At 47.0% G+C, this 12,289-nt stretch carries 13 protein-coding genes; 6 read left to right on the forward strand and 7 right to left on the reverse strand.

The annotated features are described in order from the left end of the window. Positions 1-16: 16 nt before the first annotated feature. The 7 genes from FNY66_RS12510 to FNY66_RS12540 all read right to left on the reverse strand — a co-directional run bounded on the left by FNY66_RS12510 (position 17) and on the right by FNY66_RS12540 (position 5,320). Complete coding sequence (locus FNY66_RS12510; RefSeq protein WP_190324839.1) at positions 17-880, reverse strand: AP2 domain-containing protein; 864 nt, start codon at positions 878-880, stop codon at positions 17-19. Next, entirely contained in the window at positions 877-1,755 is an 879-nt protein-coding gene (locus tag FNY66_RS12515) for a hypothetical protein (protein WP_150311363.1), read from the reverse strand. The genes FNY66_RS12510 and FNY66_RS12515 overlap by 4 nt, the downstream gene beginning before the upstream one ends. Continuing rightward, positions 1,748-2,875, reverse strand: a complete 1,128-nt coding sequence (locus FNY66_RS12520; RefSeq protein ID WP_150311364.1) for a radical SAM protein — start codon at positions 2,873-2,875, stop codon at positions 1,748-1,750. The genes FNY66_RS12515 and FNY66_RS12520 overlap by 8 nt, the downstream gene beginning before the upstream one ends. Positions 2,876-2,957: 82 nt before the next feature. After that, positions 2,958-3,356, reverse strand: coding sequence for a hypothetical protein (locus FNY66_RS12525; protein WP_150311365.1), 399 nt, complete (start codon positions 3,354-3,356; stop codon positions 2,958-2,960). 1 nt (position 3,357) lies between these two features. Beyond that, positions 3,358-3,768 carry a PqqD family protein gene (locus tag FNY66_RS12530; RefSeq protein WP_190324840.1) on the reverse strand — a complete coding sequence of 137 codons (411 nt, stop codon included), beginning with the start codon at positions 3,766-3,768 and terminating at the stop codon, positions 3,358-3,360. A 251-nt stretch (positions 3,769-4,019) separates the two neighbouring features. Continuing rightward, positions 4,020-4,625: a recombinase family protein gene (locus FNY66_RS12535; RefSeq protein WP_330581343.1), complete on the reverse strand. Its 606-nt coding sequence runs from the start codon at positions 4,623-4,625 to the stop codon at positions 4,020-4,022. A gap of 203 nt (positions 4,626-4,828) precedes the next feature. Then, on the reverse strand, positions 4,829-5,320 hold the full coding sequence (locus FNY66_RS12540) for a hypothetical protein (RefSeq protein ID WP_150311367.1): 492 nt from the start codon (positions 5,318-5,320) through the stop codon (positions 4,829-4,831). Positions 5,321-5,704: 384 nt separating this feature from the next. On the opposite strand from FNY66_RS12540, the gene FNY66_RS12545 reads away from it, so the two are divergent. From FNY66_RS12545 to FNY66_RS12575, 6 genes are all read left to right on the forward strand, one after another. After that, a complete protein-coding gene (locus FNY66_RS12545; RefSeq protein WP_150311368.1) occupies positions 5,705-6,217 on the forward strand; it encodes an LPD28 domain-containing protein in 513 nt (170 codons plus the stop codon). A gap of 7 nt (positions 6,218-6,224) precedes the next feature. After that, complete coding sequence (locus FNY66_RS16285) at positions 6,225-8,723, forward strand: hypothetical protein (RefSeq protein WP_456299298.1); 2,499 nt, start codon at positions 6,225-6,227, stop codon at positions 8,721-8,723. A 119-nt stretch (positions 8,724-8,842) separates the two neighbouring features. Continuing rightward, a complete protein-coding gene (locus tag FNY66_RS12560) occupies positions 8,843-10,294 on the forward strand; it encodes an LPD16 domain-containing protein (RefSeq protein WP_150311371.1) in 1,452 nt (483 codons plus the stop codon). A 32-nt stretch (positions 10,295-10,326) separates the two neighbouring features. Then, positions 10,327-10,584: a transposon-transfer assisting family protein gene (locus FNY66_RS12565; RefSeq protein ID WP_229409517.1), complete on the forward strand. Its 258-nt coding sequence runs from the start codon at positions 10,327-10,329 to the stop codon at positions 10,582-10,584. A 68-nt stretch (positions 10,585-10,652) separates the two neighbouring features. Then, complete coding sequence (locus FNY66_RS12570) at positions 10,653-11,474, forward strand: YodL domain-containing protein (RefSeq protein ID WP_150311372.1); 822 nt, start codon at positions 10,653-10,655, stop codon at positions 11,472-11,474. Positions 11,475-11,645: 171 nt separating this feature from the next. Then, complete coding sequence (locus tag FNY66_RS12575) at positions 11,646-12,146, forward strand: DUF6431 domain-containing protein (RefSeq protein WP_150311373.1); 501 nt, start codon at positions 11,646-11,648, stop codon at positions 12,144-12,146. Positions 12,147-12,289 lie beyond the last annotated feature (143 nt).

Genomic DNA, 12,289 nt, shown 5'->3' on the forward strand with positions numbered 1-12,289 from the left:
GTATCATACTTTCATTTCACACCACCGATTCTGAACATTCCGTCTTCTTTTTCATCTTTTTATCTCTGATTTCAGGAAATTCATCGTAATACCATCTCTGGAAATCCCCAAATATCTTCTCTTCTGCCTCAGCTCTGGCTTCTGCCGCATCCTCAATCCGGTCATATCCTCCAAGATAATAGCATTTCTGCTGGAACATGATCTGAGCAATCCATTTATCCCTTTTTTTGCTGTAATAAACGCCTTTGACTCCACTGGTGTTTGTCTTATACACTACGTCGCTGCGCAGCATTTCCAGGCAGGTCCCATTGGCATAATGCAGATTTTTCTGCGGATCCCGCTGACAGCCGCAACTTCTCGTCCATCCGTTCTGCAGATTGGACTGCCGCACATCCACTTCATTTCCACAGTCACAGCGGCAGTGCCAGACATGGAAACCTTTTTCTTTCTTTACATAAGACAAAACCGTCAGTTTCCCGAATCGTTTCCCTATCCAGTCTTTTAATGGCGGTGTTTTTCCACAGCCGCAGCTGCTGGTATTTCCCGTAATCAGACGCCTTTTTGTCGTCTCTATGGTATTTCCACACTCACATTGGCAGAGCCATAAAGGATTCCCGTCCTTTGTTTTATTGCCGGATCTACCTTTTACCGTCAGCTTGCCAAATTGCAGCCCGGTCAAATCCTTAATGCCATCATAGGGATTCTTTTCACAGCCGCAGCTGTAGATTACTCCCGGCTTCAACCGTCTGCTTTCTACCAGGATTTCATTTCCGCAGTCGCAGCGGCATCTCCACACAACAGCACTGCGGACTCGCTCTTCAGTTGGTTCCAATACAGTCAGTTTCCCTATCCGCAATCCGGTCAGATCCTTATACTTCATAACAAGTCCCACCTCCCGGAAATATCTTCTGGAAATAACACAGTTTCCAGACACCGTACGGCATTCTCCGAAATATTGCATGTAAGCTGCCACACGGGCACATGTACTACAAGGTCTTCAATCAGTTCCGCTGTTCTCTGAACAAAATCCCTGTTCCATTGATTGACTGTAATCTGACTGTAAAGCTGTGTGAACGCCTGTACAGGAGAGAATCGTTCCACCTGGTTCTCTTTCCCCTGCCGCAACATGACAACTGCATGGATTGGAGTATCTTTCAAATGACAAATTTCAGAAGTTCCACAGACCGGCCATCCGCAGGCAGTCCAGCGTCCGTCTATTTTCCTGAGCAGCGCCCGATCCCCGTTGACCGTCTCACTTCCCCGGTATCTTTCCCACAGTCCGGCCTGCGTAGACTTTCCGGTCTCTGATGGAGCAGAAAACAGGATTGCTTTCCCATGATATTTTATATAAGCACAGTGCAGGATCATACTGTCCCTTCGTATCATCTGCCTTTCCAAAGCAAACAGGGAGGTAAATACCGGATCAAAGCGCAGGTCATCCACCGCTTCAGCCGCAAGATGGACTTCTGCCTCCTGACCGGATAATTCACGGTAAAGAGCATACGGCTTAGATTGCCCTTTAATGCCGATAAGGCGGGCTTCTCCGGTATCTGTCCCGTATACGGTCAGATCCGGTCTTCTGGCGAGTATTGTTCCCTCCACAGAAGGAAAATAATCTGCTATTGTCATATGGTAAGTAAATTCTGAAGAATTATGGCTGGAACTTTCAAACAAAGAGAAATTGTGTGGAATGTCAATTTCTCTTTCACAGACAAGCCGGAAGCGGAACGATCCGACGCAGAAATGTTTATCCATCTATGCCCGCCTCCTGTTTTTCTTTCAGTGCTTCTCTTAAAAGTCTCAGTGTCTCCTTGGTATATCGGCACATATATTCCGGCGTTCCGTCAAAGCTGCCAGTCTCCAGCACTGCACAGGCGGCGCAGGTCTGACATACATCCCGCATTGTACAGGCGCTGCACTCTGCACTGAGCCGTACTTTCCCGAATCTCTCGGTTATCCTTTCCCACGCTTTCGCAAATCCAATGTCAAACACCGGCTCTTCCGGATCAGAAAGCATGACACAGGGACGCATCATCCCTTGCCAGTTGACCATAAAAGAGCTTCTTCCGGCACGGCACTTTACTTCACCGGCTGTATACTCTCCAGGCTCCGCTTCACCCTGCTCTAAAAAATGCTGCACAAACTCCGAAAACTTTTCCTTTCCCTGCCGTTTTTCCATCAGTTTTACCCTGGCAGCTGCAGCCTCTTCCGGCGTCATCCTGGACTTTTCTTCAAACAGATGATTTCGCTCACGGGAAGCGGGATACATATAGGTGTCAAACTTCCACACTGCATCCATTTGATCAACAATCGAAAACAGTTCCTCTATGTCCCCTGCGTTTTCCGGAGTGATACTGCCGTTTACTTTTACATCCACCTTCCGCTCCTGTAGAAGCTGTATTGCCCGCAGTGCTTTGCCGAATCCTTCCGGATAGTGGCATAACTTCTGATAAGTATGCTCGTCCTTTCCGTATAAAGTGAGATTGATCCTGCGTGGCGGATATTCAGCAAAGAAATCTGCCCACTGTTCGTCGATCATCGTCCCGTTGGTATTGACTGTGAGGATCATTCCCATTCGCTTATAAGCAACATAGATTTTCTTAAACTCCGGATGCAGCAATGGCTCTCCGCCGGTAAACAGCACAAACAAAGTCCCCGCTTCTTTCATTTCTCTGCCAAGCCCGATCCATTCTTCTGCGCTCCTCAAACGGCCTTTCTGCTTCATCTCTTCTGCGCTCAGCCGGACAAAGCACATATCACAATTCATGTTGCACAGCGGCGTCAGTTCCAGAATGGCATTGATCGGCACATGATTGACAGTGGCCTTTTCACACAGAAACTGTTCAATCGTCCCCTGATATTCTATCGGTTCCATAATATTCTCCTGTTACTGCAAAGCGGATGACCATCGCTGATCATCCGCCTGTAATCTTTGTAATATGTACTGTTTAAAAAAATCATGAAGCGTTTGGATTTTCTTCCCATTCTGCATCTTCAACTTTTGTAAAATGAATATCCTGATCTCCCCAAGCAGCTCTCTGATACCAATAATAAACCGGGTAATAATCTCCTCTACCACCCCAGCCACCAGATTCCTGCCACATAGCATTTGCTACTGGGCCGTCGTCAGGTACTCCAGGTACTCCATAATGAACAATTCCACAGCCGTATCCAGATGCTAAATATTGATCTCCTCTTTGTCCCCAACCACCTTCCTGATAACCTGGTGTTCCATTTGTTTCAATATATCCTATACCACTTGGAACATTGCATTTAATGTTATAGCAAGCTGCCACATACTCATTCGGGATAAACTTCTGAACCTCAACTCTTGGCTCTTCCCACCTCATTTTCATTTCACACTACCTCCTCTAACACTTTAAACTCTAAAGATTGTTTGACAAAATTGCTGATTGATTTATAAATTTGTTCTTCTGTCACATCGTATTTCTGCATTGCTTCTACTACAACATCCTGTATCGTACTCGGCTGCTGAAATGCTTCCCAAAGAAAAACAGCGGTTTCGTTTGGAGCCATTACCGCATTGGAAAATACATTGTTGCCGCCTATCGGAATAATCGTGTATTCTCCTGCTATTTCCCGGAGAATAAAATCCGGATTAATCCGATACTTTTTCTTTTCCTGTAAAATACTGTCCTGCCTGAGATATTCTGCGAGTTCGTCATCTGACAGTTTTGCCAATTCCTTTCCGCTCAGTCCGCCGGAATTACGAACAAAGTGGTATTCCGTGTTTACATATTTCTCCACATAACACCTTCTTCTCACACCTTATGAATATCTCTGCATAAACAGAAATAATGTCAAATAGTGTACATTCTGATAGCTAATCTACGCAGTATATTGTAAGGCATCTCTTTTGATAAAGCAAGAAGTTTTTAGCATTTAACAGTAATTTCCTTATCTTTCAATTTAGAAACATTAAAATTTCTTTACGAAACAGCCAAAAAATGGATTAAAAATGAAATGTCAGAAGGTACACCATCTGACAGCTGATTTTTTTATGCCCTTTTTTCGGCCCGGTACTCCCTCAGTCTCCGATAAAACGTAGATTCGCTTACCCCACATCTTCGGACGGCTTCTTCCACAGTTATCTCTTTTCTTTCCCAGGATCGGACTGTTTTCCCAAAGTATTCCGGCATGATGATCTGCGGTCTTCCGAAACGGACGCCCCTGGCTTTTGCCGCTGCAATCCCCTCCGCCTGCCGCTGTCTGATATTCGTCCTCTCATTTTCCGCTGCAAATGATAAGACCTGCAGTACAATATCACTTAGAAATGTTCCCATCAGATCCTTTCCTCTCCGTGTGTCCAGAAGGGGCATATCCAGCACGACAATATCAGCCCCCTTTTCCTTCGTAAAGTAACGCCATTGTTCCTGAATCTCCGTGTAATTACGCCCCAGCCGGTCTATGCTTTTAATGCAGATCAGATCCTCTCGCCTTACCTTCCGAACCAGTCTTTTATACTGGGGGCGTTCAAAATCCTTTCCCGACTGTTTGTCGATAAAAATATTCCGTTCCTCAATCTCCATTCCTCTCAGAGCATCCAGCTGTCTGTCTTCATTCTGATCCCGGCTGCTGACACGCACATACCCATATGTACTCATAATCTTCCTCTCCTTTTCCGGCGGAAGCATGATACGGGCAGATTCTTCTTCCGGCCTTTCTTATTCTTCCTTCGCCCTGCTCATTGTTGCACCAGATAAAAAAGAAAAAAACCTTACTGACGGTCAAGGATATTTCTCCCGAACCTCAGTAAGGTTTTCCACTTTCCTGTCAAAACTCCACATTATGATAGTTGTGTTCCTGCTCACAGCGCTCCCTGCAGGAGATACAGCAGATCCTTCACCGCCTGCAGATACGCAAGACGCCCATAGTCTGCACCCTGGTCATTGTTCTCTGTCAAAGCCTGTTCCACCAGACGGGCTTGCTGTGGTGTAAATCCTCCTTCGTCAAGTGCTTTCAACGCCTTTTGATAGTTCTTTCTGCTTTCCCGATAAAGGGAATCATCCCGAAGTGTCTGTTCCAGCCCTGTGTCCATCCGTTCGTCTATCATCTCCCGCAGAACTGTCTTGGTGAAGTCTCTTTTCTTCTGGCCATTGCTCTTTTTCAGCAGGCGCTCCATCCCCTCTTTTCCCGACTGATATTCCTCCAACAGACGCCGGGACATTTCCGCTCCTGTAAAGAGTCCGATTTCAAAGTAAATATCATCATGGACAGAGGCAAAGTTTTTGACAGCCTCCTCCGGCCATATTCCGGAGATTTCTTCCTCTTTTCTATCTTTTCCGTAAAATCGATCCAAGGCGTTGTGAATTTCAAGATAGGATGAATCCAGGCGTTACTCTTCTTCCTGAAGGATATGTTCCAGCGACTCCGTTCCATAAAACAGATACGACATCAGGTTTTCAATATGGATCTTTTTTATACTTTCAGCAAATAAAGACATATGCGTTCCCCTCTCTTGGCGTTTACCGTTTTATCTAATTATATTTTACCATTAGTTTAAACGTCAATAAGGTTATACGGCTTTTGCCTTCCCGGTTTTGCAGTTAATACGGCCTTCTTCCCACTTTTGTTCACAGTGAACAAAAGTGAAATGGAAAGTTTTTTCGTACAGCCGGGCTTCCATCGATTTGAATTACAAGGCATTACTTTGCCAATTTCAAAAACAGGAGTGATGATATCTATGCACCGAACATGTTACTCTCTCCCCCGCAGCCGGATGTGTCCTTTCCGGGAAGGGATCCGCAAAAAACCTGCGCCGTCCCTCTCTGTGATCGTCGCACTGGACCGGGATCTCATGGATAGGCTTCTCTGTTCCTACGGCAATGAAGAAAAAACCCAGGATACAGGCCGGAGCTTTTCCCGCCTCTCAAACACTGTGGAAACAATGGACGCCCTGTCCGCAGAATACTGTTCCCTGGAAATTCTCGGCAGCCCGGCAGTATACACCAGAAGCCGGATCATGGAAGATACCGTTCCCAAAGCATTTCACCAATATGAATTATCCGGCGGTTTTGACAGCGGGGAGATTTATTTTGAACTATCCGCAAATGCCGACATCGGCTTTATGGGAACAATCCTCTGCGGAGAACCGCTGTCCCTCAACGAAGAAGGAAAGCTTCTCCTGATGGACGCAGATCTGGACTGGGACGGACGAAGCATTACACTGACAGAGTTTTTCCGCTACGGAATGTGAGGAACCTATGGCAAACAAAGTAAAAAACATACGGGCGCTTTCTGCCGAAACTGCCCGGGAGATCACGCAGACTCCGGAAAATTGGATGCGGTTTCTGGATACTGCCAGCCGGGTCTATAAATATCCTTTCCACGAGCAGATGCTTATCTATGCACAGCGTCCGGACGCCATTGCCTGTGCGTCTATTGAAGTCTGGAACAAAAATCTCCGCCGGTGGGTCAACCGTGGCTCCAAAGGTATCGCCCTGCTGGATGATTCCGGCAGCTATCTCAAACTGAAATATGTCTTTGACTTTACCGATACTCACCCCGGATATCAGGGATTGGTTCCGTTTATCTGGAAGATGGAAACAGCCTTCCATGAACCGATCCTGTCCCATCTGGAAGATACTTATAGCTTTGAAACCTCACCTTCCAACCTTCCGGACGCACTTCTTGAAATAGGGAAGAACGCAGCGGCAGAAAACTATCCGGATTATCTGGAGGACTTCCGCCGTTCTGTCTCCGGCAGTTTTCTCTCCGACCTCGACGACCTGAACCTGGAACTCCTTTTCCGCCGGACACTCACTGCCAGCGTCCAGTATACCTTGCTGAAACGATGTGGCTTTGACCCGGAAGATTATCTGAGCCGGGAGGATTTTGCCGACATCCACAGTTTTAATACAGTAGATACGTTATCTCAGGTAGGTTTCGCCGTAAACGAAACAGCCAAGCCCGTCCTTATAGATATCGGGCGTGAAATTCGTTCCATAATTCTCGAAAAACTGCGGGACTACCCTCTTGCAGATCCTCAGAGGATGCCTTACAATGAATTTATCACGTTAATTCGTGAAAGCATAGTAAAAGGAGGACTAGCATATGAGCAATCTGTCATACAGGACAGCCGGAGATTACCTGATTCCGGAACTGACCATAGAGAAGCCGCCGACAGTGCTACTGGGCAAATACGGGATGATGCGCAGGACTTATCTGAAGCAGCACCGGGGCGGCACATACCAGAGCCTGCTTCTGAGCGGCCAGCTGAACGAACATCTGCAAGAGATCGAGCAGACCGCCCAGGAGCGGATCGAGTTGCTGATGAGCCAGCTGCTGGAGAACGAACCGGCCCCGGAGAAGAAGAAAGATCCGATCGGCTGGGCAGCACACATGAACATGCTCCATCAGATGGCGGAAGAGACCGTCTTGAGCGAATTGATCTACAGTTAGAAGAGACAGGCACCTCCCCGGATTCCACTACAGAAGAGGCGTCTCTTCCTTCTTTTCCATCTGCCGATGACCAGATCCGGGAACTGGGTACTTCCGATCTTCCGGTGATGTTCACGGAACGTATCCCCAGGGAACTATTGGATGAAGTCCTGATCTTTGGAAGCAATGAAAAAGAGAGTTCCCTGCGGATTGCCGCTCTTTTCATGGAAGAGATCCCGCCGGAAAAGCGCATGGCGCTTCTGGCGCAGGAATACGGCACGGGTACAGTCGGGATCCGTATCAATAATACCCCCTTTGTCGCTGCTTATGACCCATACGGCATACATCTTTATGCAGGGGACAATCTCTATACTTCCCAGGAAACGTTCAGCATCTCCTGGGAAAACGCCCATGACCGGATTCGGGAGTTGCTGTCTCTCGGTCAGTATCTTCCCCAGGAACTGCTGGATCAGGTTTTTCCCAACGAATGTCAGGAAGCAGCGCTCTCACTGCTCTATCTTTATCACGATTTTGATTACAGCGGGCATGATTTTCCTTATTTCGACCCTTCGGAAATCACGGGGAACTATCCAAAAGATGTCGAAGTCTTTACCGGAAAACTTGCTTCCCCGGGAGGCCTGTCAGAACAGATTTCCATATTGGAAAGGCTCTATCGGGATTATCAGGAGGATGCTTCCATTCTCCGTTTTCACTACCACAAAATACCCAAACTCTTAGACCGTCTCCAGCGGCTTTCCCTGCCCCGTATCCAGTATCCGGCGCAGGAAGACTATATTCTCCACCCTCTTACCAAATATATCCCCAAAAGCGATATCGAAGACCTTTTATCAAGACACAGTGAAGATGGGAAACTCTCCATCTATTCCTTCTTTCTCCAGCATCCGGATTCCAAAGAAAGAGCAGAGTTTTTAAAGAACTCCTACGGAACCGGCGGACGTTATCCGGCAGGGAAAAATAACTTTCTCGATATGGATTATGAGCCACGCCGTATCCGTTTTATGCTCCATACGCCGGATGGCTCTGATGATCAGGTGTCCCTGAATTGGAATCAGGCCAGTAAGATCATTGATGAAATGATCCGGGAAAACCGATTTTTAGAAGAGAACACGATTCAGCACATCCCGGTATTTCAGGTGAAGTATCTTGCCAGGGAATTAGACCATTTCTTACATACTCTTCCAGACGATCTCCGAAAACAGATGCCCTTCCCTGCCAAAAGTGAGGATACAGAACAGGCAATCGCCTCTTATATGGAATCCATAAACTGCACCGGGAAGGTGTTGAAGATACTTCCGCTGTAGAAGCCGGCTTTGACGTTTATTATGACAGTGGCGGCGCAGACTATCTGAAGCCCTCTAAAAGTCAGCAGGAAAGGTATGAACTGATTGATTTTTCTTCCTGGGATAACCCTTACTTTCAATTGCCAGAAAGCATCCAACCGGTCGAGTTTACGCCTGAACAGCAATTTGCACAGGATCTTGCACAATTCTGCAGGGCTTATGACCCGTATTCCTTTCCTGCGCCGGAAGGAAAGAACGATCCTCTGCCGGAAGATATTTTAAAGGACTTATCCTCCGGCACTAACCTGGGAATCCGTCAATGGCTCCAGCAAGTCATTGACGCCGATGATGAAGACAGTATAAAGGCACAGCCGCTCATGGAACGATTAGAGAAGCATTTTCCCTTGGAAAATGTACCCGAAACCATACCTGCTGAGCCTTCCATCTCCTTTTACGCTGCAGAGTGTATGGAATTTTCCAACGTAGGAGAATACCAGAATAATCTACCGCTTGAGGAAGCACTTGCAGTCTATGATTCCATACCTCCGGAACGTTTGAACGGCATTCCCTGTGTCGGCTTTCATCTGAAAGACGGAAGTATTTATGAAGGAGATTATCCGCTGATGTACGGCGGGAAGATCGACCGGGATGGGATCAACCTTGTGGAACACTATAAGGAAAGTCCTCTTGTCCAGAAAGCCATATCCGATCTGCAGGCGATTTTAGACCACCGTACCGCCATGCAGCAGCGTTCTGCAGAAAGAGACGCTGACCCTGATGAAGTATGTTATAAAGTCAGTTCCATGTATCTCCACATCCAGGAGGCATCAGACGGATGCTGGGACTACACACTGTACGACAATCAGTTAAGGGAAATTGACGGCGGGCAGCTCGGAGATCCCGATACACCGCTTTCAGAAGTCCGGGACGACCTTATCTCTGATATTCTCCATGGCGATAAGAAGCCTGTCACGGAAATTCCTATGGAACAGTTCGAACAGATGATGGATGAAAAAGAACACAACTTGAAATGCCCTATCTTCCCCAAATCTCTGCCTGAAGTTTACGGCACTCCGGAGATGGATACCTGGAGTATCTGTCATCAGGCAAACTACGCCTGCAAAATACAATTTGATAAAGAGTACGGTCCTGCCTACCATGACCGCCGGGTTCCGGAATTCCTGCGGGAAATGACGGAACGTTACGGGATTGACCGCTGCAAGCTGGTGCTTGCCAGCACGATCCAGCTTGCCGATCATGACGGCCGTTACTATCCCGACATCAAAGAAGCGGCAGCCAAGGTTCATATTCCCGGCGCTACTAATGATCATCACGATGTAAGGAGAACCTATCAGGTCACCTGCCATCCTGTTATGGTCAATGTAGCCTTCCGTGATCTGCTGGCTATGGAGAAGGAACAGACACACGCAAAAGATGCAGAACACAACGAAGAAAGAACTGTAAGAACAGGCAGAGAAGAGACCGGACAGAGACCATCTGTTCTTCAGAAACTAAAAGCAAAACAGAATGCGATTGCCGCTTCTGACAAGAAACCTCCCGCCATCACCCATGATAAAAAACAGTTGGAATAAATAAATTATCTCAAGAAAGGAAGGAAACTGCCATGAGCAAAACAATGAATTATACTGTTGAAGAAATCAATCTGATGTGTATTTACCATACCAGTGACCGCTATATTCTGATCAAGGAGATGGAAACTGCGCTCCCCTTTGTCAGAGATGGAAAGATGCGTTCTCTGATGACAAATACGCTGAACAAACTGTATGGCACCAGTGACGCTGATTTTGATGCTCTTCCGCTCTCCCCTACCTGGGAAGGTTATGACGATGATGAAGAGATCCCACTCCCGGAGACATCATAAAATCCACTTTTTAACATGCGGCAGAAATAGACCTTGCCACAATCAATCAAAGGAAGGAGACTTTAGTTATGATCAACTATGATATTTACCAGTTAAAAGAAGATCCCACACTTCACTCGATCCGCTTTGCAAACACCAAGTTTATGAATACCCACAATATTCCCATTGATGCCGGAAATTATGATAAGGTTTACTCCGGCGCTGTTGACAATGAGAGTTCTGCAGGTAAGAAGCCTACTGATGAAGTATTAGAAAGCCTGTATGAAAAATTCAACATGCGCCACCCGGCAGATTTCCGTGGACATTCCCTCTCGGTAAGTGATGTTGTCGTACTGCATGACAATGGCGTAGTGACTGCCCATTTTTGCGATTCTTATGGATTTGCGCAGATCCCGGAATTTATCCAGCCTGATGCTTTCATCAATCTGGATTCTTCCGGTATAGCCGTTTCCGGCCATTATGGGACGTGGCACACTCTTGAAAGCCACAATATCCAGGGCAGGGAATTCTATCTGATGGAAAGTGATGAATTTGGAAGAGACGCCGCCAACGTTATTGTAGACGGCACAGGAAAACTCGTTGCCGAAGATGTGCTGACCGGCTTCACACCGGAAATCGTCCAGATGATCACCGAAGAACAACAGCTGGCTCCACACCTAACAAATCTTTTGCAGGATGAGGAAACGCACCGCCGTCAGACTTCCGAACTTACTGCCCAAAATCCAGCTGCAGAGCCGGGAAATCAGCTGGAAACACCGGCTGAAAAGAACTACCTCAAGGCTGCAGAAGAATATCAGGAAGAAAACTATAACTGCATTGATGGTAATATGTTCACTCAGAATAAGCTGACTCCAGGAGACGACACTCTTGTTGTTGATTTCTTAAAATAGCATATTTATGATCTACTTGCCTGTCAGCGGATTGCTCTGTATACTGTCATAAGACTACAGAAAGAAAAAGTCTCAGAGCACCCTCCCTGGAAAGTCGTGTACTCTGAGACCCAGTTATAAAAACCATGGTTATTATATCAGAATACACACTGACCTACAAGGCGGACTCCAGTGTTTTTTGTTATGAGCAGTGATGACACCCTTGTCTGCCCCGTCTGCGGCGGTACTTTGAAGTATCGCGATACCAGACCACGTATCCGGAAGAAGGAAGGTGGCGTGAAAGAGTATCTTATGATCCGCAGGCTCCGCTGCACGGAATGCCACCGACATCACAACGAGCTTCCTGATTGTCTTGTACCTCACAAGCATTATGAAGCCGAGGTAATCTCCGGCGTGATCGACGGGATCGTAACATCTGAGGATGCTGATTCGGAAGACGCGCCTTCCTTGCTGGCCATGTTACGATGGCTTCAGTGGTTCCAGATGAACCTCGCAAATATTGAAGGATCCCTGCGCAATGCCGGATACCGGATACTTGGATTGGGAGAAGAACTTCTTTTCTCTCATGCATCACTGCTCGATACCATACGCCAAACACATCAGGACTGGCTGGAGCGTATCCTCCGTATCATCTACAACAGCGGCGGTTTTTTACCTGCTGTACCATGGTGATGCTATTGCACCTGTTTTGATTCGTCTGTCACCGGGCCAGTAGGTATAGTGGTCTCAGAAGGAGGTCACTATATATGAATACCAATACAAACAGAATCAAACAATGGCAGGAACAGGAAGCCCTTTCCCGGTTCCAGCTGATT

Source organism: Mediterraneibacter catenae (assembly GCF_008691045.1).
GTDB lineage: Bacteria > Bacillota > Clostridia > Lachnospirales > Lachnospiraceae > Mediterraneibacter > Mediterraneibacter ornithocaccae.